Annotated in this window: 25 protein-coding genes; 9 read left to right on the top strand and 16 right to left on the bottom strand. The window is 72.0% G+C overall.

The window, feature by feature from the left end; all coding sequences use genetic code 11:
* Positions 1-4: 4 nt before the first annotated feature.
* The 4 genes from ACFW2G_RS17365 to ACFW2G_RS17350 all read left to right on the top strand — a co-directional run bounded on the left by ACFW2G_RS17365 (position 5) and on the right by ACFW2G_RS17350 (position 4,454).
* The gene (locus tag ACFW2G_RS17365) at positions 5-799 is read left to right on the top strand and encodes a thiazole synthase (RefSeq protein ID WP_037926951.1); all 795 of its coding nucleotides are present in this window, start codon (positions 5-7) and stop codon (positions 797-799) included.
* A 237-nt stretch (positions 800-1,036) separates the two neighbouring features.
* Positions 1,037-2,950 (top strand): Stk1 family PASTA domain-containing Ser/Thr kinase, encoded by a 1,914-nt coding sequence (gene pknB / locus ACFW2G_RS17360; protein ID WP_037926954.1) that lies wholly within the window; start codon positions 1,037-1,039, stop codon positions 2,948-2,950.
* A 6-nt stretch (positions 2,951-2,956) separates the two neighbouring features.
* Positions 2,957-3,817, top strand: a complete 861-nt coding sequence (locus ACFW2G_RS17355) for a deoxyribonuclease IV (RefSeq protein WP_384581165.1) — start codon at positions 2,957-2,959, stop codon at positions 3,815-3,817.
* 88 nt (positions 3,818-3,905) lie between these two features.
* Complete coding sequence (locus tag ACFW2G_RS17350; protein WP_384581167.1) at positions 3,906-4,454, top strand: DUF4396 domain-containing protein; 549 nt, start codon at positions 3,906-3,908, stop codon at positions 4,452-4,454.
* Positions 4,455-4,486: 32 nt separating this feature from the next.
* Here ACFW2G_RS17350 and ACFW2G_RS17345 read toward each other — a convergent pair whose 3' ends face one another.
* Positions 4,487-5,119 (bottom strand): sulfite oxidase-like oxidoreductase, encoded by a 633-nt coding sequence (locus ACFW2G_RS17345; protein WP_037926961.1) that lies wholly within the window; start codon positions 5,117-5,119, stop codon positions 4,487-4,489.
* A 173-nt stretch (positions 5,120-5,292) separates the two neighbouring features.
* Between ACFW2G_RS17345 and bfr the strand changes: the two genes are divergently transcribed.
* Positions 5,293-5,769, top strand: a complete 477-nt coding sequence (gene bfr, locus ACFW2G_RS17340; RefSeq protein ID WP_037926968.1) for a bacterioferritin — start codon at positions 5,293-5,295, stop codon at positions 5,767-5,769.
* Between the two features lie 58 nt (positions 5,770-5,827).
* Here bfr and ACFW2G_RS17335 read toward each other — a convergent pair whose 3' ends face one another.
* Both ACFW2G_RS17335 and ACFW2G_RS17330 read right to left on the bottom strand, forming a co-directional pair.
* A complete protein-coding gene (locus tag ACFW2G_RS17335; protein ID WP_172671391.1) occupies positions 5,828-6,124 on the bottom strand; it encodes a bacterioferritin-associated ferredoxin in 297 nt (98 codons plus the stop codon).
* Between the two features lie 133 nt (positions 6,125-6,257).
* Positions 6,258-7,619 (bottom strand): class II 3-deoxy-7-phosphoheptulonate synthase, encoded by a 1,362-nt coding sequence (locus tag ACFW2G_RS17330; protein WP_384581169.1) that lies wholly within the window; start codon positions 7,617-7,619, stop codon positions 6,258-6,260.
* A 330-nt stretch (positions 7,620-7,949) separates the two neighbouring features.
* Here ACFW2G_RS17330 and ACFW2G_RS17325 point away from each other — a divergent pair, with 330 nt between their 5' ends.
* Positions 7,950-9,920, top strand: coding sequence for an anthranilate synthase family protein (locus tag ACFW2G_RS17325; RefSeq protein ID WP_384581171.1), 1,971 nt, complete (start codon positions 7,950-7,952; stop codon positions 9,918-9,920).
* 58 nt (positions 9,921-9,978) lie between these two features.
* On the opposite strand, the gene ACFW2G_RS17320 is transcribed toward ACFW2G_RS17325, so the two are convergent.
* The 6 genes from ACFW2G_RS17320 to ACFW2G_RS17295 form a co-directional block, all read right to left on the bottom strand.
* Entirely contained in the window at positions 9,979-10,296 is a 318-nt protein-coding gene (locus ACFW2G_RS17320) for a hypothetical protein (protein ID WP_384581172.1), read from the bottom strand.
* 86 nt (positions 10,297-10,382) lie between these two features.
* Positions 10,383-11,381: a 2-hydroxyacid dehydrogenase gene (locus tag ACFW2G_RS17315; protein WP_384450219.1), complete on the bottom strand. Its 999-nt coding sequence runs from the start codon at positions 11,379-11,381 to the stop codon at positions 10,383-10,385.
* Positions 11,382-11,452: 71 nt separating this feature from the next.
* Entirely contained in the window at positions 11,453-12,481 is a 1,029-nt protein-coding gene (locus ACFW2G_RS17310; RefSeq protein ID WP_037926976.1) for a 6-phosphofructokinase, read from the bottom strand.
* Positions 12,482-12,635: 154 nt separating this feature from the next.
* Positions 12,636-13,280, bottom strand: coding sequence for a response regulator transcription factor (locus tag ACFW2G_RS17305; RefSeq protein ID WP_052031230.1), 645 nt, complete (start codon positions 13,278-13,280; stop codon positions 12,636-12,638).
* Positions 13,281-13,339: 59 nt separating this feature from the next.
* The gene (gene macS / locus ACFW2G_RS17300; protein WP_384450222.1) at positions 13,340-14,557 is read right to left on the bottom strand and encodes a MacS family sensor histidine kinase; all 1,218 of its coding nucleotides are present in this window, start codon (positions 14,555-14,557) and stop codon (positions 13,340-13,342) included.
* A gap of 38 nt (positions 14,558-14,595) precedes the next feature.
* Positions 14,596-15,363 carry a 1-acyl-sn-glycerol-3-phosphate acyltransferase gene (locus ACFW2G_RS17295; protein ID WP_037926980.1) on the bottom strand — a complete coding sequence of 256 codons (768 nt, stop codon included), beginning with the start codon at positions 15,361-15,363 and terminating at the stop codon, positions 14,596-14,598.
* A 171-nt stretch (positions 15,364-15,534) separates the two neighbouring features.
* On the opposite strand from ACFW2G_RS17295, the gene ACFW2G_RS17290 reads away from it, so the two are divergent.
* On the top strand, positions 15,535-16,314 hold the full coding sequence (locus ACFW2G_RS17290) for a carboxylesterase (RefSeq protein ID WP_037926983.1): 780 nt from the start codon (positions 15,535-15,537) through the stop codon (positions 16,312-16,314).
* Positions 16,307-16,888: a hypothetical protein gene (locus tag ACFW2G_RS17285; RefSeq protein WP_037926986.1), complete on the top strand. Its 582-nt coding sequence runs from the start codon at positions 16,307-16,309 to the stop codon at positions 16,886-16,888. Before ACFW2G_RS17290 ends, ACFW2G_RS17285 begins: the two co-directional genes overlap by 8 nt.
* Before the next feature lie 127 nt (positions 16,889-17,015).
* Here the strand turns inward: ACFW2G_RS17285 and ACFW2G_RS17280 are convergent, their stop codons facing one another.
* The 6 genes from ACFW2G_RS17280 to ACFW2G_RS17255 all read right to left on the bottom strand — a co-directional run bounded on the left by ACFW2G_RS17280 (position 17,016) and on the right by ACFW2G_RS17255 (position 22,087).
* The gene (locus tag ACFW2G_RS17280) at positions 17,016-17,777 is read right to left on the bottom strand and encodes an endonuclease/exonuclease/phosphatase family protein (RefSeq protein WP_384581174.1); all 762 of its coding nucleotides are present in this window, start codon (positions 17,775-17,777) and stop codon (positions 17,016-17,018) included.
* Positions 17,778-17,845: 68 nt separating this feature from the next.
* Positions 17,846-18,787, bottom strand: a complete 942-nt coding sequence (locus tag ACFW2G_RS17275; protein ID WP_037926992.1) for an ROK family glucokinase — start codon at positions 18,785-18,787, stop codon at positions 17,846-17,848.
* Positions 18,788-18,848: 61 nt separating this feature from the next.
* Positions 18,849-19,313 carry a DUF5304 domain-containing protein gene (locus ACFW2G_RS17270; RefSeq protein WP_037926995.1) on the bottom strand — a complete coding sequence of 155 codons (465 nt, stop codon included), beginning with the start codon at positions 19,311-19,313 and terminating at the stop codon, positions 18,849-18,851.
* Positions 19,314-19,389: 76 nt separating this feature from the next.
* Positions 19,390-20,547, bottom strand: a complete 1,158-nt coding sequence (locus tag ACFW2G_RS17265; RefSeq protein ID WP_384450227.1) for an ArsA family ATPase — start codon at positions 20,545-20,547, stop codon at positions 19,390-19,392.
* 145 nt (positions 20,548-20,692) lie between these two features.
* Positions 20,693-21,133, bottom strand: coding sequence for an SRPBCC family protein (locus ACFW2G_RS17260; protein ID WP_037926998.1), 441 nt, complete (start codon positions 21,131-21,133; stop codon positions 20,693-20,695).
* 135 nt (positions 21,134-21,268) lie between these two features.
* Positions 21,269-22,087 (bottom strand): metallophosphoesterase, encoded by an 819-nt coding sequence (locus tag ACFW2G_RS17255; protein WP_384581176.1) that lies wholly within the window; start codon positions 22,085-22,087, stop codon positions 21,269-21,271.
* A gap of 243 nt (positions 22,088-22,330) precedes the next feature.
* Here ACFW2G_RS17255 and ACFW2G_RS17250 point away from each other — a divergent pair, with 243 nt between their 5' ends.
* The gene (locus ACFW2G_RS17250) at positions 22,331-24,127 is read left to right on the top strand and encodes an AMP-dependent synthetase/ligase (protein WP_384450230.1); all 1,797 of its coding nucleotides are present in this window, start codon (positions 22,331-22,333) and stop codon (positions 24,125-24,127) included.
* Positions 24,128-24,161: 34 nt separating this feature from the next.
* Here ACFW2G_RS17250 and ACFW2G_RS17245 read toward each other — a convergent pair whose 3' ends face one another.
* Positions 24,162-25,778: a GMC oxidoreductase gene (locus ACFW2G_RS17245; RefSeq protein WP_037927005.1), complete on the bottom strand. Its 1,617-nt coding sequence runs from the start codon at positions 25,776-25,778 to the stop codon at positions 24,162-24,164.
* Positions 25,779-25,805: the final 27 nt, after the last annotated feature.

Genomic DNA, 25,805 nt, shown 5'->3' with positions numbered 1-25,805 from the left:
CGGCATGGCCGACGACCTGTTCGCACTGGGCGACCGGACCTTCTCCTCCCGCCTCATCATGGGCACGGGCGGCGCCCCCAGCCTGGACGTGCTGGAGCGCGCCCTGGCCGCGTCCGGCACCGAACTCACCACCGTGGCCATGCGCCGCCTGGACCCGACGGTGCAGGGTTCCGTCCTCTCCGTCCTGGCCGGCCTCGGCATCTCGGTCCTGCCCAACACCGCCGGCTGCTTCACCGCGGGCGAGGCCGTCCTCACGGCCCGCCTCGCGCGGGAGGCCCTGGGCACCGACTGGATCAAGCTCGAAGTGGTCGCCGACGAGCGGACCCTCCTGCCCGACGGCGTCGAGCTGCTGGACGCCGCCGAGATCCTGGTGGACGAGGGCTTCACCGTCCTGCCGTACACGAACGACGATCCCGTGCTGGCGCGCAGGCTGGAGGACGTGGGCTGCGCGGCGATCATGCCGCTCGGCGCTCCCATCGGCTCCGGCATGGGCATCCGCAACCCGCACAACTTCGAACTCATCACGGAGCGGGCGGGCGTACCGGTGATCCTGGACGCGGGCGCGGGTACCGCCTCCGACGCCGCCCTGGCGATGGAACTGGGCTGCGCGGCGGTGATGCTGGCCTCCGCCGTGACCCGGGCGCAGGAACCGGTCCTGATGGCATCCGCCATGCGGGACGCCGTCTCGGCCGGCCGCCTGGCCTTCCGGGCGGGCCGCATCCCCCAGCGCCGCTTCGCCGAAGCCTCCTCCCCCAGGGAGGGCCGCGCGGCGCTGGACCCGGAGCGGCCCGCGTTCTGAGGACGCAACGGGGCGGCCTGGGGGGGGCGGGGCGGGAGGCGTCCGGTGCGGGTGCGGCGGTGGCCGGGCGGCCGTCGGGCGGTCGCCGGGGACGTGCCCCGGGAGTCGCGCCGGCCCCCGCGCCGCTCCGGTTCACGCCGGCCGGGAATCCCGCCCCGCCCCCTGCTCACGTCACAGCTGCGCTGCAACGAGACCCGCCCCCGCCGGGACACCGGCGCCGGCTCGTAGAATCGGCGGGTGGATACGACCCTGGAAGACCCTCTCGTCGGGCGCGTGCTCGACGGCCGCTACCGCATCGACGCCCGCATCGCGGCCGGCGGCATGGCCACGGTCTACCGGGCCGTCGACACCCGGCTGGACCGGATCCTCGCCCTGAAGGTGATGCATCCGGCCCTCGCCTCCGACGCCGGCTTCGTCGAGCGGTTCATCCGCGAGGCGAAGTCCGTGGCGCGGCTCGCGCACCCCAACGTGGTCGCCGTGTTCGACCAGGGCACGGACGGACCCTACGTCTACTTGGCGATGGAGTACGTCTCCGGCTGCACCCTGCGCGACGTGCTGCGCGAGCGCGGTGCACTCCAGCCGCGGGCGGCCCTCGACATCCTCGAACCGGTCCTGGCCGCCCTCGGCGCCGCCCACCGGGCCGGGTTCGTGCACCGCGACATGAAGCCCGAGAACGTCCTGATCGGCGACGACGGCAGGGTCAAGGTCGCGGACTTCGGGCTGGTCCGGTCGGTGGACTCGGTGACCAACACCACCGGCTCGGTGCTCGGCACCGTCTCCTACCTGGCACCCGAGCAGATCGAGAACGGCGTCGCCGACACCCGCGTGGACGTCTACGCCTGCGGTGTCGTGCTCTACGAGATGCTCACCGGCTCCAAGCCCCACGTCGGCGCCACCCCCGCGCAGGTGCTCTACCAGCACCTGCACGAGGACGTCCCGCCGCCGTCCGCCTCGGTGCCCGGCCTGCCCGCGGGCCTCGACGGGCTCGTGGCCTGCGCCACCGCCCGCACCCCCGACCTGCGCCCCTACGACGCCGCCGCCCTGCTCGGCCTCACCCGCGAGGCCCGCGCCGGACTCAGCGACGTCGAGCTGGACGCCGTACCGCCGCAGGCGCGCGCCGTGGACCGGTCGTCCGCCGAGGACCGCACCGGTGTCATCCCGCGCCCGGTGGCGGCGGAGCCCGTGAACCTCACCTCCCGCTTCGAGGCGCCCCCACTGGACCCACCCGCTCCGTCCGGGCGCCGGTCGGCGGTCGGCGGCCGGCCGCGCCGCGGCGTGCTGCTGGCGGTCGTCGGCGTGCTGCTGGCGCTCGGCATCGGCACGGGCGTCTGGTACATCAGCTCGGGCCAGTTCACCAAGGTCCCCAACCTGCTCGGCAAGACCGAGGAGCAGGCTCGCGCCCAGCTCTCCGAGGCCGGTCTCGGGGTGAAGGGGGTCGACCGGAAGTTCAGCGACGCCTTCGAGCGCGGGACGGTGATGAACACCGACCCCGCGGGCGGGCAGCGGATCCGCGGCAACGGCGCGGTGACCATCACGATCTCCCGCGGTCCCGAGGTCGTGTCCGTGCCCAACCTCCGGGGCAGGCCGCTGGAGGAGGCCAAGGAGGAGCTGACCAGGACCGGGCTGGCCCCCGGAATCGTCACGCAGGCCTTCAGCCAGGACGTCGCCCAGGGCTCGGTGATCAGCACCAATCCGGCGGGCGGCGAGAAGCGTGCGCCCGACACGGCGGTCTCGATCGTCGTCAGCAAGGGCCGGCCGGTGCCGGTGCCCGGCGTGACGGGGCTGCCCTTCGAGCAGGCGAAGGCCACCCTGGAGGGTCTGGGCCTCAAGGTCGCCACGGCTCCCGAGCAGGTGAACGCGCCCTCGGATCCGGGGACGGTGGCCAACCAGTCGATCGGCGCCGGGACCCAGGCGGCGGCCGGGGACACGGTCACGCTGACGGTGTCCAAGGGACCGCGCCAGCTGCCGGTCCCGAACGTGATCGGCCAGGACGTGGACACAGCCCGCAAGACCTTGGAGGACGCGGGCTTCAAGGTGAAGGTGGACCGGCCGCTGCTCTCCTTCAGCAGGACGGTGGACGCCCAGTCGGTGCTCCCCGGGCAGACCGCGGCCGAGGGCCTGACGATCACCATCCGGATCAAGGGGCTGTAGGCGCTCGTGGTACGCAATCCAGTGGGCGGACATGTCCCCGTCGCGGGCGGTCTGGCCTCGGTCGGGCTGGCGTACGCCCGGGAGATGGGCGCCGAGGCCGTCCAGGTCTTCGTCGCCAATCCGCGCGGCTGGGCCACCCCGGTCGGCAATCCGGCGCAGGACGAACGGTTCCGCGAGGAGTGCGCGCGGGAGGGCATCCCCGCGTACGTGCACGCGCCGTATCTGATCAACTTCGGCTCGCACACCGCCGCCACCGTGGAGAGGTCGGTGGAGTCCCTGCGGCACTCGCTGCGCCGGGCCCGGCGGATCGGCGCGCTCGGGGTGGTCGTCCATACCGGCTCCGCGACCGGCGGTCGCCCGCGGGAGGCGGCGTACGAGCAGGTCAGGGAGTACATGCTGCCGCTGCTGGACGCGCTGACGCACGACGACGACCCGTTTCTGCTGCTGGAGTCGACGGCCGGGCAGGGTTCCTCGCTGTGCTCGCTCGCGGAGGACTTCGGTCCGTACTTCGATGCGCTGCGCCACCATCCGAAGCTGGGGATCTGTCTGGACACCTGCCACGTCTTCGCGGCCGGTCACGACCTGGCGGAGCCGGGCGGGACGAAGGTGACGCTGGATCTGCTGGTGGACACCGTGGGCGAGGGCCGGCTGAAGCTGGTCCACGCGAACGACTCCAAGGAGGGCGTGGGCGCGCACAAGGACCGGCACGCGAACATCGGCCAGGGCCACATCGGCCGGGACGCCTTCGCCGAGCTGTGCACGCACCCCGCGATGGACGGCGTACCCCTGATCATCGAAACGCCCGGAGGCAAGGAAGGGCATGCGGCGGATGTGGCGCTGCTGAAGGAGCTGCGCGGCGCCCAGTGATCCACTGACCCTTGAGGAATACCCCCTGGGGGTATACGGTTCGTCATGTCGACGGACCGCTACCCGGCTTTCCCACGAGGGGGTTGTCATGGAGCAGACGCACGAAGGGCACGACCACCGGCACCACCCGCACGACGAGCACCACCCGCACGACCAGCACGGCCAGCACGGCCAGGCTCACGGCCATGGCGGCGTCGGCGGGGTCGACTGGGCGGCGGCCGCCCGGGCCACCCTGCACTGCCTCACAGGATGCGCCATCGGTGAGGTGCTCGGGATGGTCATCGGCACCGCCCTGGGCTGGGGGAACGTCTCGACGATGATCCTCGCGATCATCCTCGCCTTCTTCTTCGGCTACGCACTCACCCTGCGCGGGATCCTCGCCGCCGGCGTCGGCCTGGGGGCGGCCGTCCGGGTGGCCCTCGCCGCGGACACCCTGTCGATCGCCGTCATGGAGTTGATCGACAACGGGGTGATCGCACTGTGGCCGGGCGCGATGGACGCGCACGTGTCGGACCCGAAGTTCTGGATCGTCCTGGCGGTCGCGCTGGCGGCCGCCTTCGTGATCACGACGCCGGTCAACAAGTGGATGATCGGCCGCGGCATGGGTCACGCGGTCGTCCACCAGTACCACCACTGAGGGGCGCCCCCCGGGGCGTCCTCGGAACGCCCCTAGAGTTCGGGGCCCTCCCCCGGCTCCTCCTGGTACGAGTAGCGCTGCTCGCGCCAGGGGTCGCCGATGTTGTGGTAGCCGCGCTCCTCCCAGAAGCCCCGGCGGTCGGCGGTCATGTACTCGATGCCGCGGACCCACTTGGGGCCCTTCCAGGCGTACAGGTGCGGGACCACCAGCCGGACGGGGAAACCGTGCTCGGCGGTGAGCAGTTCACCGCCCTGGTGGGTGGCGAAGACGGTCCGGTCGGATGCGAAGTCGGCCAGCCTCAGGTTGGAGCTGAAGCCGTACTCGGCCCACACCATCACGTGGGTGACCTGCGGTGCGGGAGGCGCCAGGGCCAGCACCTCGCGGGCGAGCACACCGCCCCATTCCGCGCCCTGCATGCTGAACTTCGTGACGCAGTGCAGGTCCGCCACGACGGAGGCGAACGGCAGCGCCGTGAACTCCTCGTGGTTCCAGCAGTGCTTGTCACCGTCGGCGGTGGCGCCGAAGACCCGGAACTCCCAGCGGTCCGGCTTGAACTTGGGCACGGGACCATAGTGGGTGACCGGCCAGCCCTTCTGCAGCCGCTGCCCCGGTGGAAGCTCCAGCTGCTCTGCTCCCGGAGATTCCCGGCTTTCCGGCTGACCCATGACTCCATGGTGACAGACTGGGCAGGGTGGTCATGACCAGGCCGGGGCCGATTCGGGCAAGTCACGGTAACTCCCACTAAGGAGGCACTTACTGGACGGCCCTCAGCGGCGGTGCAAGGATGCGCGCAACTGCCCCGTCACATAGCTGACATTGCCTGGAAGGAGCCTCTGCGATGCAGGGCGACCCCGAGGTCCTTGAGTTTCTGAACGAGCAGCTGACCGGCGAGCTGACGGCCATCAACCAGTACTGGCTGCACTACCGCATCCAGGACAACAAGGGCTGGACCAAGCTCGCCAAGTACACGCGTGAAGAGTCCATCGACGAGATGAAGCACGCGGACAAGCTCACCGAGCGCATCCTGATGCTGGACGGCCTGCCGAACTACCAGCGCCTCTTCCACGTGCGCGTCGGGCAGACCATCACCGAGATGTTCCAGGCGGACCGCCAGGTCGAGGTCGAGGCCATCGACCGGCTGAAGCGGGGCATCGAGGTCATGCGCGGGAAGGGTGACATCACCTCGGCCCGCCTCTTCGAGGAGATCCTGGAGGACGAGGAGCACCACATCGACTACCTCGACACCCAGCTGGAGCTCATCGAGTCCTTGGGCGAGGCGCTCTACATCGCGCAGCTGATCGAGCAGCCGAGCTGACCGTCGGCCGATCGGGCGAACCGGCTGCCGGCCGACGCGCGCCGGCCCGGTCCGGTTCCTAGGCCGCTTCCGCCAGCTCGGGCGAGGGCGTCGCCTCCGGGTCGGCCGCGAGCACGGACACCGCGCCGCCCTTCTCCAGCAGCTCCCTGCGCGGGCACGCCCCGCGGCCGAGGATGCCCTGGATGGTGCGCACGCAGGAGCCGCAGTCGGTGCCGGCCTTGGTGGCCGAGGCGATCTGGCGGGGCGTGCAGGCCCCGGCAGCCGCGTGCTCCTTGACCTGCTGGTCGGTGATCCCGAAGCAAGAGCAGACGTACACGCGGTTCACCTCCTGGCGCTGAGCGGTGCGGCGAGCCATCCCCTATTCGGTGAGGCTTACCTAACCGTACCCAAAGTCAGGGTGGCCGGAAAGCCCCGGGTGCGACTGTGGGGCGCGGATCACATCGATCCGCGCCCCACAGTCGTAGGAATGCACCTGCTGATCGCGACGCCTAGTCGCGGTAGAGCTCCGCCACCAGGAACGCCAGGTCCAGCGACTGGCTGCGGTTGAGCCGCGGGTCGCAGGCCGTCTCGTAGCGCTGGTGCAGGTCGTCGACGAAGATCTCGTCGCCGCCGCCCACGCACTCGGTGACGTCGTCACCGGTCAGCTCGACGTGGATGCCGCCCGGGTGGGTGCCCAGCGCCTTGTGCACCTCGAAGAAGCCCTTGACCTCGTCGAGCACGTCGTCGAAACGGCGCGTCTTGTGGCCGGAGGCCGCCTCGAAGGTGTTGCCGTGCATCGGGTCGGTCACCCAGGCGACCGTCGCGCCCGAGGCCGTGACCTTCTCGACCAGCTCGGGGAGCTTGTCGCGGACCTGGTCGGCGCCCATGCGGACGACGAAGGTCAGCCGGCCCGGCTCGCGCTCGGGGTCCAGGCGGTCGATGTAGGTCAGCGCCTCGTCCACCGTGGTGGTGGGACCGAGCTTGATGCCGATCGGGTTGGCGATCTGCGAGCAGAACTCGATGTGCGCGTGGTCCAGCTGACGGGTGCGCTCACCGATCCACACCATGTGGCCGGAGGTGTCGTACAGCTTGCCGGTGCGCGAGTCGGTGCGCGTCAGCGCACCCTCGTAGTCCAGCAACAGCGCCTCGTGGGAGGCGTAGAACTCGACCGCCTTGAACTCGGCCGGGTCGGTGCCACAGGCCTTCATGAAGTTCAGCGCGTTGTCGATCTCCCGGGCCAGCTGCTCGTACCGCTGACCGGACGGGGAGGACTTCACGAAGTCCTGGTTCCAGGCGTGCACCTGGCGCAGGTCGGCGTAACCACCGGTGGTGAAGGCGCGCACCAGGTTGAGCGTGGAGGCGGAGGCGTGGTACATGCGCTTCAGCCGCTCGGGGTCCGGGACGCGCGCCTCCTCGGTGAAGGCGAAGCCGTTGACGGAGTCGCCGCGGTAGGTCGGCAGGGTCACGCCGTCGCGGGTCTCGGTGTCCTTGGAGCGCGGCTTGGAGTACTGCCCGGCGATCCGGCCGACCTTGACGACCGGTACGGACGCCGCGTACGTCAGAACGGCACTCATCTGGAGCAGCGTCTTGAGCTTGGCCCGGATGTGGTCGGCGGAGACGCCGTCGAAGGCCTCGGCGCAGTCGCCGCCCTGGAGCAGGAACGCCTCGCCCTTGGCGACGGCTCCCAGACGGGCACGCAGCTGGTCGCACTCACCCGCGAAAACGAGCGGAGGATACGATTCGAGGTCCGCGACGACAGCGCGCAGAGCCTCGGCATCGGGGTACGAAGGCTGCTGCGCCGCGGGAAGGTCTCGCCAGGTCGCCTTGGCGGCGAGGGCTTGGTTTTCAGCGTTCACGGTCACCTCGTACACATTACGGCGTTACGGGTGGCGTCCGGCCCCCCGCCCACAACGTGAGACGGATTCCTCGAAGGCCGTGGACGCCCGGCGGAACGGAATCGATGGTTCGGCACGCGTTGCGGAACGGATCCGGCGCCACCGGGGCGTTCTGGGCTATGGTTCACCGCATGTACGCGCACACGAACCAGAACTGGTGGTGGCCCGCTCCCGGCGGCCCACTTCCTGCGCGTACCTGACGACACGCACGACGCGAAGGCCGCCCCGAGGGGCGGCCTTCCGCGTTCCCGGCACCGGCGCCGGCAGCGCGAGCCGCTCCTCCCCCGACGGAAGGACGCTCCGCCCATGGACACCAGCCGACCGAACCGACCCGACGTATCCGGCCCGCTGGGCCGGCTGCTCGACGACTCCTGCCCGCCCTTCGCCCTGCTGCGCCGGCGGACCCCCGGCCGCGACCACGAGAGCGTCGAGGTCCTCCTCGGGCCGGTCCACGAGGTCGAGAACCTCGCCGACCTGCCCGTCGGCACTCTGCCCACCCTCGCACTCGTGCCCTTCCGGCAGATCCGGGAGCGGGGTTTCGACGTGCGCGACGACGGCACCCCGCTGAGCGCACTGGTCGCCGAGGAGGCGTACGAGATCCCGCTCGCCGAGGTGCTGGCCGTGCTGCCGGCGCACGCGGTGCGGGTCGAGGACGGTGGTTTCGACGTCTCCGACGAGGCGTACGCGGACACGGTGGAGCGGGTGATCCGGGAGGAGATCGGCCGGGGCGAGGGCTCGAACTTCGTCATCCGGCGCACGTTCGAGGGCCGGATCGACGGTTTCGGCCGGGCGGACGCGCTGGCCCTGTTCCGGCGGCTGCTGGAGGGCGAGCGGGGGGCGTACTGGACCTATGTCGTCCATACCGGGGAGCGCACGCTGGTCGGGGCGAGCCCCGAGGTCCACGTGCGGATGTCGAACGGGCGGAGCGGGTGCGAAGGGCACTCGGCCGAGGGGGGCGGCGGACGGCGGGCGGGCGGCACGGTCGTGATGAACCCGATCAGCGGCACGTACCGCCATCCGGCCACCGGGCCGACCGCCGAGTCGCTCCTGGCCTTCCTCGGCGACCGCAAGGAGACCGAGGAGCTGTCGATGGTGGTCGACGAGGAACTGAAGATGATGTGCACGGTCGGCGACCGGGGCGGGGTCGTCGTCGGACCGCGGCTCAAGGAGATGGCCCACCTCACCCACACCGAGTACGAACTGCGCGGACGCTCCTCCCTGGACGTGCGGGACGTGCTGCGCGAGACGATGTTCGCGGCGACCGTGACGGGTTCGCCGGTGCAGAACGCCTGCCGGGTGATCCAGCGCCACGAAAGCGGCGGGCGCGGCTACTACGCGGGGGCGCTGGCGCTGCTGGGCCTGGACGCCGCGGGGGCGCAGACCCTCGACTCCCCCATCCTGATCCGGACGGCCGACATCGCCCGGGACGGGAGGCTGCGGGTGCCGGTGGGCGCCACCCTGGTGCGGCACTCCGATCCGGCGGGTGAGGTCGCGGAGACGCACGCGAAGGCGGCGGGAGTGCTGGCGGCGCTCGGGGTACGGCCGGCGGCGCCGCGGCCGGCCGCCGCGGGGACCCGACTGGCGCAGGACCCGCGGGTGCGGGCGGCCCTCGACGCCCGGCGTGCCGACCTGGCCCCCTTCTGGCTGCGGATGCAGGAGCGGCCGGCCCAGCCGTCGGGGCATGCGCTGGTGGTGGACGGGGAGGACACCTTCACCGCGATGCTGGCGCACGTGCTGCGGGTCATCGGGCTGGAGGTCACCGTACGGCGCTTCGACGAACCGGGGCTGCGGGAGACGGCCCTGGCCTGGGAGGGGCCGATCGTGCTGGGGCCCGGCCCGGGGAACCCGGCCGACTCTGCCGATCCGAAGATGCGGCTGCTGCGCGGGCTGACCGGCGAGCTGCTGGCCGGGCACCGCCACGGCCTGCTCGGCGTGTGCCTCGGGCACGAGTTGCTCGCCGCCGAGCTGGGCCTGCCGCTGGTCCGCAAGGCGGAGCCGGCGCAGGGCGCGCAGACCCGGATCGAGCTGTTCGGGGCCGAGGAGGTGGTCGGCTTCTACAACACCTTCACCGCGCACTGCGACGACCGCCTGGCTGCCGGACTGGCCGCCCGAGGGGTCGAGGTGGCCCGGGACCGGTCCACGGGGGAGGTCCACGCACTGCGCTCCCCTGCCGGGGGCTTCGCCGGGGTCCAGTTCCACCCGGAGTCGGTCCTCACCCTGCGCGGCGCGGAGCTGCTGCGCGAGCTGGTGACGCAGGTGCGGGGCGCAGCCGTGTGAGCGGCGCGGCCCGCCCGGCCCGCGGGTGATGTGCCGGGCCCAGCGGTTGAAGATCAAGCTAGTCCCCCGTGGGGACCGCTCCCCCGCCGGCCGCCGGTGCCGTCCTCGCCGCGCGGCGGGCGAGGAGGGCCCGGATTCCCTTGCAGGCCCCGATCGCGAGCAGTACCGGGCCCGCGACCAGCAGTACGTCGAGGGAGCCGAGCGCCAGCCCGACGGACAGCACCACCCCCAGCACGTCGTCGGCGACCGCCAGCCACGGGTCCGTCCGGCGGCCCGGACCGGCCTGGCGCAGCAGTTGCACGCTGCGGTGGGTGAAGATCAGTTGCACGGCTGCGAAGGCACAGGAGGTCCACCGCATCCAGTCGGGTACGTCCACACCGTGAGGGTAGGGCCGCCGACGGCCCGCGCCGCGGGCGGGGAGGTGAACGCGATCCGAATTCCCGGGGCTGCGGGACCGAGGGGCTACGGGGCGTCCGGGAGGAGGGTGTTCTCGGAGCGGCGGCCGGCCAGGTAGTCGGTGACATTGGCGACGGTGGTGTCGATGATCTGGCTCACCGCGTCGGTCGTGTAGTAGGCCTGGTGGGAGGTCACGACGACGTTCGGGAAGGTCATCAGCCGGGCCAGGGTGTCGTCCTCGACGGTCTGCAGCGAGCGGTCCACGAAGAAGACCCCGGCCTCCGCCTCGTACACGTCGAGGCCGACACCGGTGAAGCGGCCGGCCCGGAGTTCCGCGACGAGGGCCTCGGAGTCGATGAGGCCGCCGCGGCTGGAGTTCACCAGGATCGCGTCGTCCTTCATCCGCCGCAGCGCCGCCGCGTCCAGGAGGTGGCGCGTGGACTCCAGCAGCGGCACGTGCAGGCTGATCAGGTCCGAGGAGGCGAGCAGCTCCTCCTTCTCCACGTACCTCATGCCCAGTTCCACACAGGCCGGGTTGGGCTCCAGATCCCAGCCGAGCAGCTTCATTCCGTGCCCGTGCGCGATGCGGGTGAACGCCTCGCCGATCTTGCCGGTGCCGAGCACCCCGGCCGTCCGGCCGTGCATGTCGCGGCCCATCAGCCCGTCCAGGCGGAAGTCGAAGTCCCTGGTGCGGGTCGCGGCCCGCACGATGCGCCGGTTCACGGTCATCGCGAGGGTCCAGGCGAACTCGGCCACGGAGTAGGGGGAGTAGTACGAGACCCGGCTCACCGTCAGGCCGAGCCGGCGCGCGACGTCCAGGTCGATGTTGTTGAAGCCGGTGGAGCGCTGGGCGATCATCCGGGTCCCGCCGGCGGCCAGGATCCGCAACACCCTCCCGTCCAGGTCGGCGTTGACGCTGGAGGAGACGACCTCGTACCCGGCGGCGATGGGGGCGGTGTCCTCGGTCAGGAAGACGTCCAGGCAGCGCACCTCGTGCCGGCCGGCGAACGCGGCCTCCAGCATCGGCTTCTCGTCCGACTGCACGCCGAATGCCAGGATTTCCACGTTCGCTCCCGTCCGCAGGACCATGGGCCGTCCCCCACGATACGGCCCATGGCGTGCCGTCCCCCGGCGGCTCAGCCGAAGAAGACGCCGGCCTCCTGGTAGAGGGCGGGATCGACCGTCTTCAGCTTCGCCGTGGCGTCGCCGATCGGCACCCGGACGATGTCCGTCCCCTTCAGCGCGACCATCTTCCCGAAGTCCCGCTCGTGCACGGCGTCGATCGCGTGCAGACCAAACCGGGTCGCCAGCCACCGGTCGAAGGCGCTCGGGGTGCCGCCACGCTGGATGTGCCCGAGCACCGTCGTGCGGGCCTCCTCGCCGGTGCGCGCTTCGATCTCCTTGGCCAGCCACTCGCCCACGCCCGAGAGCCGGACGTGCCCGAAGGAGTCCTTTGTGCCGTCCTTCAGCACCATGTCCCCGTCCTTGGGCATGGCGCCCTCTGCGACCACGACGATCGGCGCGTAACTCGCCTTGAACCGGGAGGTCACCCAGGCGCACACCTGGTCGACGTCGAAGCGCTGCTCCGGAATGAGGATGACGTTGGCCCCGCCGGCGAGCCCGGAGTGCAGGGCGATCCAGCCCGCATGCCGGCCCATGACCTCGACGACGAGGACGCGCATGTGCGATTCGGCCGTGGTGTGCAGGCGGTCGATGGCCTCGGTCGCGATGCCGACGGCGGTGTCGAAGCCGAAGGTGTAGTCCGTGGCCGACAGGTCGTTGTCGATGGTCTTCGGCACGCCGACGCAGGGGATGCCGTACTCCTCGTAGAGACGGGCGGCGACCCCCAGCGTGTCCTCGCCGCCGATCGCAATGAGCGCATCCACCTCGTACTTGGCCAGGTTGTCCTTGATGTCGCGCACCCCGTTCTCCGTCGTGAACGGGTTGGTGCGCGAGGAACCGAGGACGGTGCCGCCGCGGGGCAGGATGCCGCGGACGGCGGGAATGCCGAGGGGGACGGTCCGCCCCTCGACCGCGCCCCGCCAGCCATCCTTGAACCCGACGAATCCGCAGCCGTATTCCTGCTCGCCCTTGCGGACGACGGCCCTGATCACCGCGTTGAGCCCGGGGCAGTCGCCGCCGCCGGTCAGCACTCCGACCTTCATTGCATCTCCCTTCGCCATGACGGTCACGCTAGTGGTGACGCAGGTCACAACAGGGGACCCGAAGGGGGCAATTCCGGTGGAATCGAGGGGCGTTGCGTACGCCCGTTCACTCGTACGAGGACGTAAGTACGATCGACGGTCGCGCGCACGGCCCTCAGGCGTCGTCGAGGCCCGCCTCTATCGCGTACCGCACGAGCTCCACCCGGTTGTGCAACTGCAGCTTGCCCAGGGTGTTCTGGACGTGGTTCTGCACGGTGCGGTGGGAGATGACCAGCCGCTCCGCGATCTGCTTGTACGACAACCCCTTGGCCACCAGCCGCAGCACCTCGGTCTCGCGGTCGGTCAGCTGCGGCGCCTTCGGCTCGTCGGAGGCGGTCGGCGCCGGATCGGTGGCCAGGCGCCGGTACTCACCGAGCACCAGGCCGGCCAGGCCCGGGGTGAACACCGGGTCCCCGGCGGCCGTGCGGCGGACGGCGTCGATCAGCTCCCCCGCGCCCGCGGACTTCAGCAGATAGCCGGTCGCGCCGGACTTCACCGCCTCCAGCACGTCCGCGTGCTCACCGCTGGCCGACAGGACCAGCACCCGCAGCGCCGGGTGGGCGCCGACCAGCTCCTTGCAGACCTGCACGCCCGGCATTCCGGGGAGGTTGAGGTCGAGGACCAGGACGTCGGGGGTGACCGCGCGGGCCCGGCGTACCGCCTCGGGGCCGTCGCCGGCGGTGGCCACCACGTCGAGGCCGGCGGCGGCCAGGTCGCGAGCCACGGCGTCGCGCCACATCGGGTGGTCGTCGACGACCATCACCCTGATGTCGGGGTGCTGCTGCGGCTGCTGCGGGTCGTTCACGTCGGTTCGCTCGCTCACTTCTTGTCCGTCCTGCCCCTGGGTACCTTCAGTTCCACTTCGGTGCCCTGCCCGGGGACGGACACCAGATCGGCGCTGCCGCCGAGGTCACGCAGCCGGCCGCGGATGGAGAGGGCCACTCCCATACGGCCCTCGCCCTCCGCCTGGTCGAGGCGGCCCGCCGGGATGCCGGGGCCGTCGTCGCGGACGGTCACTATCACCTCGTCGCCCCAGTCCTCGACCAGGATCCACGCCCTGGCCCCTTCCCCGGCGTGCTTGCGCACGTTGTCGAGGGCGGCGCCCACGGCCGCCGCCAGCTCCTTCGCTGCCGGTACCGGCAGCGGGACCGGGGTGCCCGGCTCGGCGAAGCTCACCCGGGAGCCGGCGTGCGGCGCGAGGAGCGTGCGCAGGTCGAGTTCCTCGCCGTCCGCGCCGGGCACGTCGTCCTCGTAGGCGTCCACCAGCGCGCCGCGCGACTCGTCGCGGGAGACCCGGGAGGGCTGCACCAGACCGCTGGAGACGAGCGTGCGCAGTGCCACCTCCTGCTCCCCCGCCATCCTGCCGAGCTCCTCCGCCTCTCCACCCAGTTCGAAGCCGCGGCGCTGGACCATGGCCAGGACCTGGAGGACACCGTCGTGGATGTCGCGGGCGAGGCGCTCGCGCTCGCGGGTGGCGGCTTCGATCTCCAGGGCGCGGGCGAGGGTGTTCTCGCTGGCCCGGGCGACCTCGACGACGTAGCCAATGGCCACCGAGGCGACCCAGACCAGCAGGACGTTGTGCAGGGTGTCCCGGGTGGGCTGGCCGCTGTGGATGAGGATGTTGGCCATCGCCACCAGGGTGGAGGCGAAGCAGGCCCAGCGCCAGCCGCCCTTGATGGCGAAGCCGAGGACCGCGCCCGCCGTCCAGATGGTGGGGAGGGTCGGGCCGCCGCCGACGATCCGCTCGTGGCTGTCCACGAGCGGCGTCAGCAGGATCCCGACGATCGCGACGGTGAGGTCCGCGACGAGGAAGCCCTTGGTGCAGCTCGCGGCGCTGGAGACCCTGCGGAAGGTGGCGAGCGTCCACAGGGCGAGGACCGCGAGGTAGCCGGCGGCGGGCCAGGGGTGCGGGAACTGCCGGTACGCCGAGGCGAACAGCAGCACCGCGTAGAGCATGGTCAGCAGCCGGTACGCGGTCAGGGCGCGCCAGAGCGGCTGCTCGACCGACATGCGTACGACGCGTTCGCGTTTCGCCATCTCCCCCACCCCCCCCTGACGGGCGGTACCGCCTGCCGCTACTCGCCGCTGTCGGCCGTGCCGCTCTTGTCGCCCTTGTCGGCCCGGTCGGCCTTCTCCGCCCTGGCCGCCTTCTCGGCTTCCTTGGCCGCCTTCTCCGCGTCGGCAATCTGGCGCTTGGCCGCCGTCGCGTAGATGTCGACGTACTCCTGACCGGAAAGCTTCATGATCTCGTACATGACCTCGTCGGTCACCGAACGCAGGATGAAGCGGTCGCCGTCCATGCCGTGGTAGCGGCTGAAGTCCAGCGGCTTGCCGATCCGGATGCCGGGGCGCATGAGCTTGGGGATGACCTTGCCGGGCGGCTGGATCTTCTCCGTGTTGATCATCGCCACGGGGATCACGGGCGCGCCGGTGGCCAGGGCCACGCGGGCCAGGCCGCCGGGCTTGCCGCGGTAGAGGCGTCCGTCGGGTGAACGCGTGCCCTCGGGGTAGATACCGAACAGTTCACCGCGTTCGATGACCTCGATACCGCTCCTGATGGCTGCCTCGCCGGCGCCGCGGGCGCCGGAGCGGTCCACCGGGAGCTGGCCGACGCCCTTGAAGAACGCGGCGGTCAGCTTGCCCTTGACCCCGGGGGAGGTGAAGTACTCCGCCTTCGCGATGAAGGTCACCTTCCGGTCCAGTACGGCCGGCAGGAAGAACGAGTCGGAGAAGGACAGGTGGTTGCTCGCGAGGATCGCCGGCCCCTCCGCGGGAATGTTCTCGAGGCCCTCCACCCACGGCCTGAACGCGAGTTTCAGCGAACCGCCGATGGAGAACTTCATTGCGCCGTAGATCAACTCGAAAGCCTTCCTGTGTCTGTCGAACAGACCTTATCCCGTGCCCCCGCCGACAGGGGCCCGACGACCCTGGCCGGTGCCACCCCGGTCGCGTACGGTGAAGTCACACAGAGCAACGCACCCGCCCGACGTACGTCATGATCAAGGAGACCCCTGGTGCCCGTCCTCCCTGGAGCCGAGCCGTTCCGCCACGAGGGCGGAGAGGTCGGCGTCCTTCTCTGCCACGGCTTCACCGGTTCCCCGCAGTCCCTCCGTCCCTGGGCTGAGTACCTCGCCGGGCGGGGCCTGACGGTGTCGCTGCCGCTGCTGCCCGGGCACGGGACGCGCTGGCAGGACATGCAGCTCACCGGGTGGCAGGACTGGTACGCCGAGGTGGACCGCGCCCTGCGCGAGCTGCTGGAGCGGTGCACGCAGGTGTTCGTCTTCGGACTGTCGATGGGCGGCGCGCTGACCCTGCGGCTGGCGGCCAAGCACGGGGACGCCATCAGCGGCATCGTGCTGGTCAACCCGGCCAACAAGGTGCACGACCCGCTGGCCTTCGCCCTCCCCGTGGCCCAGCACCTCATCCGGTCGACGCCGGGCATCGCCAGTGACATCGCGAAGCCGGGCTCGGTGGAGGTCGGCTACGACCGGGTCCCGACCCGGGCCGCGCACTCGCTGCGGAAGTTCCTGCAGCTGGTGGACGCCGAACTGCCGCAGGTGACCCAGCCGCTGCTGCTGCTGCACAGTCCGCAGGACCACGTCGTGCCGCCGGCCGACTCGGCGCGGGTGCTCGCCCGGGTCTCGTCGACGGACGTGACGGAGACCCTGCTGGAACAGAGCTACCACGTCGCGACGTTGGACCATGACGCGGAGCGGATCTTCGCGGACAGTTTTGCGTTCGTCGGCCGACTGGCGGAGAGCGTGGGCAGGGAGGGGGCGGAGGCCGGTGGCTGAGCACGAGGAGCAGTCGGGCGGTATCCCGCCGCTGGACGAGGAAGCGGCGTGGGCCGCGATCGTGGCCGGGTACGGGCAGGAACCGCCGGACCCGCCGGGGTCCAGGCCGTTCCGGCCGATCGAGAACCTCCTGCTGCCGGAGGAGGACGTCAAGCCGCTGCCCCCGGAGCCCGGCCCGGACGCCGGGACCGGGTCCGAGCCGGAACCGCCCGCACCGCCGGCGCCCGCACTGGGCAGCTCGGTGGTCTTCGCCCCGGGCGTGGGCATGGCGGGTCCCCGGGACCACTCGCTGGCGGAGCCCGGGGACGACGACCTGACCCCGGCGGACGAGGGCCATTTCGTCCAGCCGGAGCCGGAGCTCCCGCCCGCGGACACGACGGCGAAGTTCGCGTGGCTGGCGGTGATCGGCGGCCCGGTGCTCCTGCTGCTGGCGGTGCTGCTGCAGTGGGAGATGACCTGGTGGCTGACGACGCTGGGCATCGGCGGCTTCCTGGGCGGGTTCGCGACGCTGGTGGCCCGCATGCAGCACGGCGACGACGAGGACGACGACCCGGGCCGCGGCGCGGTCGTCTGACCGGCCGGGGAGCGCGGGGGCCGCGGTGCCCGGGGAGGGCACCCCGCGGTTTCGGCCCCGCCGAGGATCGGGGCGCGGGGTCACGGGAGCAGCACCGGCGCAACGGCGCCGTACCCGGACCGCCCGGCTACGGCGCGGCCGGCAGCCGCAGTGCCGCCAGGACGGGCAGGTGGTCCGTGGCGGACCGCAGGTCCGTGGCCGAGACCCCGGCCAGCCCCGCAGGAACACCGCAGGCCAGCACCTGGGCATCCGCCGTAGCGAAGACCGCGTCGATCCGCCGGTTCGGAGCCGCCGCGGGGAAGGTCCGCTCCCCGCCCCACGGCGCCACCGACCAGCAGTCCTGCAGTGCGCCGGCGAGCCGCCGGAAGGCGGGACCGGCCGGCCCCTCGTTCACGTCGGCCGCGGCGATCCCGTAGGGGGTGTCCAGCGCCGCGAGCCGGTCGAGGAGGAGGTCCGCCTGGTCCCGCCGCTCCGCCGGGTCCAGGGACAGGTGCGCCGAGACCACGCCCAGCCGCACGCCGCCGATGCGCACGACCGCGGTGGCCAGGCCCCGGCGGTGCAGACCGGGCCTGTGCGGCAGCAGCACGTCCTGCGTCCGCTCCACGAAGACCCGCAGCGAGCACAGCAGCAGCGGCCCGGTCGCCGTCGCGCCGCCGCCCAGTACCACCAGGTCGCACCGGGCGGCGAGGCGCGCCGCGTGCTTGCGCCAGCGGAAGAACCGGGGCGCTTCCTGGACGAGGACCAGGTCCGGCTCGCAGGCCCGGATCACCCGGACCAGCGCCTCCTCGTCGTCGCGCAGCGAGCGGATGTTGTAGCTGAGCACCCGGATCACGGCGGAACCGTCGGGCTCCGTACGGGACTTCGGCAGCGGGCGGGGCGACTGGTCCATGGACGGCACGATACGCAGCCGCCCGCCGCTCCCCCAGGGGGCGCGGCGGGCGGCCGGGGTGGCAGAGGTCAGCCTTGGCGGGCCAGGTCGGCCGCGCCGACGAGCCCGGCCCTGCCGCCGAGCTGCGCGGCGAGGACCTGGGCGTGCGGGCGCCAGGCGCCGCCGACCAGCCAGCGCTTGAAGGACTTGCGGATCGGGTCGAGCACCAGGTCGCCCTCGTCGGAGACACCGCCGCCGACGATGAAGGCGGACGGGTCGAAGAGGGAAGCCAGGTCGGCCAGCCCCGCTCCGGCCCAGCGGGCCAACTCGCGGAAGGCGTCGACGGCGACGAGGTCGCCCCGTCGGGCGGCTTCGCTGATGTGCTTGCCCTCGATGCCTTCGGGGGTGCCGTCGCCGAGCCCGAGCAGGATCGTCGCGTGCTCGGGGGTGGCGTTGGCGCGCTGCTTGGCGTAGCGGACGAGGGCGCGCCCGGAGGCGTACTGCTCCCAGCAGCCCTGGCTGCCGCAGCCGCACAGCAGGCCGTCCGGGACGACCCGGATGTGGCCGAACTCGGCGGCGACGCCGAAGCGTCCGCGCCGCAGCTTGTTGCCGATGATGATGCCGCCGCCCAGGCCGGTGCCGAGCGTGATGCAGATGACGTCGTCGTGCCCCTGGCCGGCGCCGAAGCGGTATTCGCCCCAGGCGGCGCAGTTCGCGTCGTTCTCGACGACGACGGGCAGGCCGATGCGCTGCTCGACCTTGTCCTTGAGCGGCTCGTGGCGCCAGTTGATGTTCGGCGCGAAGAGGACGGTCGCGCGCTTGTCGTCCACGTATCCGGCGGCGCCGATGCCGACGGCCTCGATGGTGTGGTTGCTGCTGACCTCGGAGACGGCGGCGCAGATGGCCTCCGTCACTCCGTCCGCGGTCGGCGGGGTGGGCACCTTGTACGTCTCAAGGATCGTGCCCTCTTCGTCGACCACGCCGGCCGCGATCTTCGTGCCGCCGATGTCGACGCCGATGGTGAGTCCCATTAGTCCCTCGGTTTCCGGTCAAGCCCCGCCACGGCCAACGGTACCCGAGGGCGCCGGGGGTTCAGTCGAGATCGATCCGCTCGGCGGGACCTTCGTCGGGGCCGTCCCCGCGGGGGTCGCGGTCGTCGGACGCCCTCCGGGGCCCCCGGGTCTCGCCCCGGGTCCAGCGGCCCTCGTGGCCCTCGACGGCGGAGCGATAGGCGGCGAGCAGCTCGGATCCGGCGGCCGCGAGGTGGTCGAAGACCTCGGGGTTGCGTTCGACGACGGGCTTCGCGGCGGTCTTCGCCTGGTCGACGATCTGGCGGACCGCCCCCTGTGCGGCGGCGCCGAAGAGCGGGTTGTTCAGCCCGGAGACCTTGTCGGCGACTGCCTCGAAGAGCCTGAAGAGCTCTTCGGCGGCCGTCCCGGTGGCTCCGGAGCCGGATCGCTCCTGCCCGCGCAGGCGCTCCTTCTCGGCGGCGAGGTCCTCGGCACAGGCCTTGGCCCAGGCGTCGTCGTCGGTGGGACGGTCGGTGGCCTCGCTCATGGCGGACTCTCCTGCGGGCGGCTGCTGGGCGTGCGTGCTGTCTCCCTTCGACGGTACCCGAACGGGGGTATCCGGTTCAGCGCGCACGGGGCCACAGGTCGGGGTCCGGGGTGAAGCGGATGCGGAGCTCGCCCCCGGTGAGGGAGGCACCGGAGACGGTGCAGCGGCGCAGTACCGGGGGCAGTGGAACGATCCTGCGGTACGGGCCCGCGGTGAGCAGCAGCTCGTCGCCGCGGCGGACGAGATCGAGGTCGCGTTTGTGCGCGCCGGGCAGCGGAACCACCCAGACGAGGACGCCGTCGTCGGCGAGCCGGTCCTCGACGGTCCAGGCCCGGCGGGGTGCGGCCGCGTCCGGGAGGAGTCCGCCGGCGGCGGCGAGCCGGTCGAGGTCGTCCTGGCCCTGGGGGGCGGGGCCGAGGTGGGCGAGGGCGACGACGGGGCTGTCGCCGGCCCACTCGGCGGCGTACTTCTCCTGCTGGGCGGCGAGCCCGGCGAGCCAGGGGTCTGCGGAGCCGTGCGGGACCATCCGGTTGGCGACGACGGCGGAGACCGGCAGCTGCTGGAGGGCGAGGCCGAGGCGGCCGAGGCGCAGCGCGTCGGCGGCGGCCGGGCCGGGCTCGGCGACCAGGCGCACTTCGGTGGTGTCGGCCTCGACGACGGCCTGGACGGCTGCCAGCTCCTCGTCCCAGTGCGCGGCGGCCTCGTAGAGCCACTGGGCGGGCATGGGCACGCCGGCCAGCTGCGCCAGTACGGGGCGCAGGGCGCGGGCGGCCTGCTTCTCGGCGGGGAGCAGGCGGGCGAGGTAGCGGCGCAGCTGGGCGGGGAGGGCGAGGGTGGCCACGGCCTGGTGGAGCGGGGGCAGGTCGACGACGACGAGGTCGGTGGCGGGTGCGGAGGCGGCCCGGCGCAGGGCGCGGAGCAGGGCGAACTGTTCGGATCCGGGCAGTTCGGTCAGTTCCTCGGCGCCCAGCGGCCGGGCGCCGACCATGGAGAGGAGAGCGGATCCGCGTTCCTGGAGGGCGACGAGTTCGTCGCGGAACTCCTGGCCGGAGTCCACCCTGGCGATGCTCAGGCCGGGCGGGAGCGGGTCGCCGAGGAGTTCGGCGAGCGGGTCGGCCGGATCGCCGGAGAGCAGCTGCACCCGCCGGCCCCTCCGGACCGCGGCGAGGGCGGTGGCGGCCGCCACGGTGGTCCGCCCGGACCCGCCGGGGCCGGTGATGAGCAAGGTGTGCATGTGCGGTGCTCCGGATCGGTGGGGTGCGCCGCCGCGCGGGGCTGCGGCGGGAACCCGCGGGTGGTGCCGCGCCGGGCCGGGCGCGGCACCACCCCTGGGTGCTCGGTCGGACTCGGGTGCCCGGTCGGGATCGACCCGGTCGGGATCAGACGGACTCGACGCGCTTCTTCAGGCCCGCCAGGGCGCGGTCGATGATGACCTTCTCGGCCTTGCGCTTGATCATTCCGAGCATGGGGATCTTGACGTCGACGGTCAGCTGGTAGGTGACCTCGGTGCGCGTGCCGCCGTCCACCGGGACCAGCCGGTAAGAGCCGTCGAGCTGGCGCAGCATCTGGGACTTGTCCAGGGTCCAGCTGACCTCGTCGGTGCCCTTCCAGGTGTAGGCGAGGGTGTGGTCGTCCTTGATCGCGCCCGCGTCGAGCAGCAGCCGGACCTTCTCGGCCCGGCCCCCGGCGTCGGTGGCGAGGACCTCGGCCTCCTTCACCTCGCCGGTCCACTCGGGGTAGCGGGCGAAGTCGGCGATCACGGCCATCACGTCGCCGGGCGCGGCATCGATCGTGATGCTTGAGCTGGTGTGTTCCGCCATCGCGGTCGCTCCTCCGGAGATTGTTCGAGGATGTGTACGGCCTCCGGCCGCCGCGTGAAGGCTACCGCGCGTGCGGACGCGGCCACTCCAGTGGTCGGGCGGTCCGGGTGCGGGCCGCATGGATCAGGCCGGTTCTCACCACTCCATGGCCCAGGGGCGGCCGGTCGAGGCGAAGTGTCCGACGTTCACGCACTCGGTGGCGCCGATCCGCATCCGCCGGACCAGCGGCTGGTGGACGTGGCCGAAGAGGGCGTAGCGGGGCCGGGTGCGACGGATGGCGGCCAGCAGGGCCTCGCTGCCGCGTTCGAAGCGGCGTGCGACGGTGTCGTAGCAGAGCTCGGGCACCTCCGGCGGGATGTGCGAGCACAGCACGTCGACCTCGCCGAGCGCCTCGACCTTGGCGGCGTACTCCTCCACGTCCACTTCGTAGGGGGTGCGCATGGGCGAGGGCAGACCACCGCCGACGAAGCCGAAGATGCGGCCCGCGATCTCCGCGCGCTGCCCGTCGAGCACGGTCAGGCCGTGGCGGTCGGCGTACTCGGGCCACAGCGTCGGGATGTCGACGTTTCCGTAGGTGGCGTAGGTGGGCCGGGGGAAGGCGGCGAACATCTCCGCGTACTGGCGGCGTACGGCGTTTTCGATCATCTGCTCGCGGTCGAGGCCCGCCCACAGCCGCCGGCCGAGGGCGCGAGCCTCTTCGAAGCGGCGCTGGTTGCGCAGCTCGACGATGAGGTCGGCGTTCTCGACGCCGAACAGGTCGGGGAAGATCCCGCGTGAGTGGTCGGCGTAGTCGAGGAAGAGGACGAGGTCGCCGAGGCAGATCAGGGCGTCGGCGCCGTCGCCGGCGCGGGCGAGGGCTTCGGTGTTGCCGTGCACGTCGCTCACGACGTGGACCCGGGTGCGGCTCGATCCGCTCGCGCCGCCGACGTTCCCGTCCCGCTTGCTGCCAGCCATGCGCACCACCCTAGGGGCACTGGTGAGGGCCGGGTAGTGGCGGTGTGAAAGGTCGGCCTACCTGCGGTTACTTCCGAGTCTCCGGAGGGGTCGACTACTGTCGGCGAGTCGGGGCCGGACCCCGTGAGTGCAGAATGTGACGCACGGAACATCTGGCCGGTTCCCTCTATCGGGAACCCACTACCGGTGGGTAACGTCCGGTCGGTCCACATGGTGGCGATGGCGCCCAGAGGAGCAGCAGTCTTGCGCGAGTTCAGCCTTCCGGCCCTGTACGAGGTCCCGTCGGACGGGAACCTGACGGATCTCATCCGCCGCAATGCCGCTCAGCACCCAGACACCGCCGTGATGAGCCGCAAGGCCGGCGGCCGGTGGCAGGACGTGACGGCGACCGAGTTCCTGGCCGAGGTCCGCGCCACGGCCAAGGGTCTGATCGCGGCGGGCGTCCGCCCCGGCGACCGCGTCGCCCTGATCTCCCGCACCCGCTACGAGTGGGTGCTCATCGACTTCGCGATCTGGAGCGCGGGCGGCGTCACCGTCCCCGTGTACGAGACGAGCTCCCCCGAGCAGATCCAGTGGATCCTCGGCGACTCCGGCGCGGTCGCCGTGGTCGTGGAGGGCCCCGGGCACGGCGAGGCCGTGGCCTCGCTGCGTGACCGCCTGCCGGAGCTGCGCGAGGTCTGGGAGATCGAGCAGGGGGCGGTGGAGGCGCTGAGGGCCGCGGGCGCGGCCGTCACCGACGCCGAGGTCGAGGAGCGCAGCAGTCTGGCGAACGCCGACGACCCGGCCACCATCGTCTACACCTCGGGCACCACCGGCCGCCCCAAGGGCTGTGTGCTGACCCACCGCAACTTCTTCGCGGAGTGCGGCAACGCGGTGGAGCGGCTGAGCCCGCTGTTCAAGACCGGCGAGTGCTCGGTGCTGCTGTTCCTGCCGGCCGCGCACGTCTTCGGGCGCCTGGTGGAGGTGGCGGCCGTACTGGCGCCGATCCGCCTGGGCTGCGTACCGGACATCAAGAACCTCACCGACGAGCTGCAGTCCTTCCGCCCCACCCTGATCCTCGGCGTCCCCCGGGTCTTCGAGAAGGTCTACAACTCGGCGCGCGCCAAGGCGCAGGCCGAGGGCAAGGGGAAGATCTTCGACGCGGCGGCCGACACGGCCATCGCCTACAGCCGCGCGCTGGACACCCCGCGCGGCCCGTCGTTCGGGCTGAAGCTCAAGCACAAGATCTTCTCGAAGCTGGTCTACAGCAAGCTGCACGCGGTCCTCGGCGGGCGCGGCGAATACGCGATCTCCGGCGGCGCGCCGCTGGGCGAGCGCCTCGGCCACTTCTTCCGCGGCATCGGCTTCACGGTCCTGGAGGGCTACGGCCTGACCGAGTCCTGCGCAGCGACCACCTTCAACCCGTGGGACAAGCAGAAGATCGGCACGGTGGGCCAGCCGATGCCGGGCTCCGTGGTGCGCATCGCGGACGACGGCGAGGTGCTGCTGCACGGCGAGCAGATCTTCACCGGCTACTGGAACAACGAGGCGGCGACCGCCGAGGCGCTGACCGACGGCTGGTTCCACACCGGCGACGTCGGCACCCTCGACGAGGACGGCTACCTGACGATCACCGGCCGCAAGAAGGAGCTCATCGTCACGGCGGGCGGCAAGAACGTGGCCCCCGCGGTGATCGAGGACCGGATCCGGGCGCACGCGCTGGTCGCCGAATGCATGGTGGTCGGCGACGCGAGGCCCTTCGTGGCCGCTCTGGTGACCATCGACGAGGAGTTCCTGGGCCGCTGGGCGGCGGAGAACGGCAAGCCGGCCGGGGTCACGGCGGCGGAGCTGCGCGAGGACGCGGACCTCATCGCCGCCGTCCAGAAGGCGATCGACGACGGCAACGCGGCGGTCTCCAAGGCGGAATCGGTGCGGAAATTCCGCATTCTGCCCTCCCAGTTCACGGAGGAGTCGGGACACATCACGCCGTCGCTGAAGCTCAAGCGCAACGTGGTGGCGAAGGACTACGCGGACGAGATCGAGGCGCTCTACCGCGGCTGATCCCGCCTCGGCGGGCCCGCGGCCGAGGCCGTGGTCAGCGGGGGTCGGCGGTGAGGATCCGGGCCATGTTCCGCTCGGCGAGGGCGGTGATGGTGACGAACGGGTTCACGCCGAGCGACCCCGGCACCAGGGAGCCGTCCACCACGTAGAGCCCCTGATAGCCCTTGACCCGCCCGTAGGCGTCGGTCGCGTCCCCGAGGACGCAGCCGCCCAACGGGTGGTAGGTGAAGTCGTCGGCGAAGGCCCGGTTCCCGCCGAACAGGTCGTAGCGGTAGATCGTGAAGTTGCGCCGGTTGATGCGGTCGAAGAGGCTCTTCGCCGCGTTGACCGCGGGCGTGTTCTGGTCCCGCCGCCAGTTCAGGCGTGCGGAGTCGGTGGCCGCGTCGTAGGTGAAGTACCCGCGCTCCGGGTTCCTGGTGATGGCCAGGTACATCGAGATCCAGTGTTCGAGGCCCATCGGGAGCGGGGCGATCTCGGCGAAGACCGGGTGTGCGGCGTTGTCCCAGTCGTCGATGCCCAGGGCGGGCATGGTGGCCTGGTGGGCGCCGACCGTGTCCCAGAGGTGGTTGGCGCGGGCGGTCATGACGTTGCCGTTCGGGCCCCAGCCGCGCCCGACCTGCTCACTGAGCGCGGGCAGGGCGCCGGTCTCACGGGCCCGCAGCAGGATCTCGGTGGTTCCCAGGCTGCCGGCGCCGAGGAAGAGCTGTCGGCAGCCGAGTTCGCGGACCTGGGTGACCTTCCCCGTCACGTCGCTGGTCCGGACCGTCAGCACGTACCCGCCCGCGGGGTCGGGCCGCACCCCGACCACGCGCTGCATGGTCTCGATGGTGACGTTGCCGGTACCGATGGCGGCGGCGAGGTAGGTCTTGTCGACGCTCTTCTTCCCGTGGTTGTTGCCGTAGATGACCTCTCCGGCCAGTGCCGAGCGGGGCGCCGTGCCGGCGGCCTCGCGCTTCATGTGGGCGAAGTCGTAGACGTTGGGCACGAAGACGGTCCGCAGACCGGTGTTGCGGGCGTGCTTGCGGGAGATCCGGGCGAAGCGGTACCACTCGGTGGACTCGAACCAGGCCGGGTCGATGTCGTTCACGCCGAGCATGGCGCGGGCGCGCGGGAAGTACGTGCCGTACATCTCGTCGGCGTCCACCCCGGGGAAGACCTCGGTGAAGTACGACCGCCTGGGCGTGGGGGCCATGCCGCCGTTGACGAGGGAACCGCCGCCGACGCCGCGCCCCACGTAGACGGACATGCCGCCGTAGTTCACGCGGTCCAGGACGCCGGGGTACGGGCTGATGTCCCGGTTGACCACGTCCAGCCAGAGGAACTGCGCGAGCGGGGCCTCGGTGCGGGTGCGGAACCACATGGAGCGGTGGTCGGGGGCGGAGGTGGAGGGGAAGACCTTGCCGTCGGGCCCGGGGGTGTCCCACAGCCGGCCCATCTCCAGGACGACGGTCCGCACGCCCGCCTGCCCGAGCCGCAGGGCGGCGACGGCGGATCCATAGCCGGACCCGACCACGACGGCGGGGGCGTAGGGAGTGGCGGCGGGCTCGACGGCGGCGGCGGAGGCCGCCCCGATCCGTGTGAAGCCGAGCGCGGCGGCGGTCGAGAACGCGCCGAGACCCAGCATTTGACGACGTGTCAGGTTGGGTGTCATGGCCGCATCATGAGCGGATTCGGGCCG

The organism is Streptomyces sp. NPDC058880, assembly GCF_042742535.1.
In the GTDB taxonomy this organism is placed as follows: Bacteria; Actinomycetota; Actinomycetes; order Streptomycetales; family Streptomycetaceae; genus Streptomyces.
Note: the sequence above shows the minus strand (reverse complement) of the source record. Positions and strands in the feature narration are given on the sequence as shown.

Coding starts and splice junctions, on each gene's coding strand:
- ACFW2G_RS17365 (WP_037926951.1), top strand. CDS start 5: ATGGCCGACGACCTGTTCGCACTGGGCGACCGGACCTTCTCCTCCCGC.
- ACFW2G_RS17350 (WP_384581167.1), top strand. CDS start 3,906: ATGGAGCAGACGCACGAAGGGCACGACCACCGGCACCACCCGCACGAC.
- ACFW2G_RS17345 (WP_037926961.1), bottom strand. CDS start 5,119: ATGGGTCAGCCGGAAAGCCGGGAATCTCCGGGAGCAGAGCAGCTGGAG.
- bfr (WP_037926968.1), top strand. CDS start 5,293: ATGCAGGGCGACCCCGAGGTCCTTGAGTTTCTGAACGAGCAGCTGACC.
- ACFW2G_RS17335 (WP_172671391.1), bottom strand. CDS start 6,124: ATGGCTCGCCGCACCGCTCAGCGCCAGGAGGTGAACCGCGTGTACGTC.
- ACFW2G_RS17325 (WP_384581171.1), top strand. CDS start 7,950: ATGGACACCAGCCGACCGAACCGACCCGACGTATCCGGCCCGCTGGGC.
- ACFW2G_RS17310 (WP_037926976.1), bottom strand. CDS start 12,481: ATGAAGGTCGGAGTGCTGACCGGCGGCGGCGACTGCCCCGGGCTCAAC.
- ACFW2G_RS17305 (WP_052031230.1), bottom strand. CDS start 13,280: ATGGTCGTCGACGACCACCCGATGTGGCGCGACGCCGTGGCTCGCGAC.
- macS (WP_384450222.1), bottom strand. CDS start 14,557: ATGGCGAAACGCGAACGCGTCGTACGCATGTCGGTCGAGCAGCCGCTC.
- ACFW2G_RS17295 (WP_037926980.1), bottom strand. CDS start 15,363: ATGAAGTTCTCCATCGGCGGTTCGCTGAAACTCGCGTTCAGGCCGTGG.
- ACFW2G_RS17280 (WP_384581174.1), bottom strand. CDS start 17,777: ATGGACCAGTCGCCCCGCCCGCTGCCGAAGTCCCGTACGGAGCCCGAC.
- ACFW2G_RS17275 (WP_037926992.1), bottom strand. CDS start 18,787: ATGGGACTCACCATCGGCGTCGACATCGGCGGCACGAAGATCGCGGCC.
- ACFW2G_RS17270 (WP_037926995.1), bottom strand. CDS start 19,313: ATGAGCGAGGCCACCGACCGTCCCACCGACGACGACGCCTGGGCCAAG.
- ACFW2G_RS17265 (WP_384450227.1), bottom strand. CDS start 20,547: ATGCACACCTTGCTCATCACCGGCCCCGGCGGGTCCGGGCGGACCACC.
- ACFW2G_RS17260 (WP_037926998.1), bottom strand. CDS start 21,133: ATGGCGGAACACACCAGCTCAAGCATCACGATCGATGCCGCGCCCGGC.
- ACFW2G_RS17255 (WP_384581176.1), bottom strand. CDS start 22,087: ATGGCTGGCAGCAAGCGGGACGGGAACGTCGGCGGCGCGAGCGGATCG.
- ACFW2G_RS17245 (WP_037927005.1), bottom strand. CDS start 25,778: ATGACACCCAACCTGACACGTCGTCAAATGCTGGGTCTCGGCGCGTTC.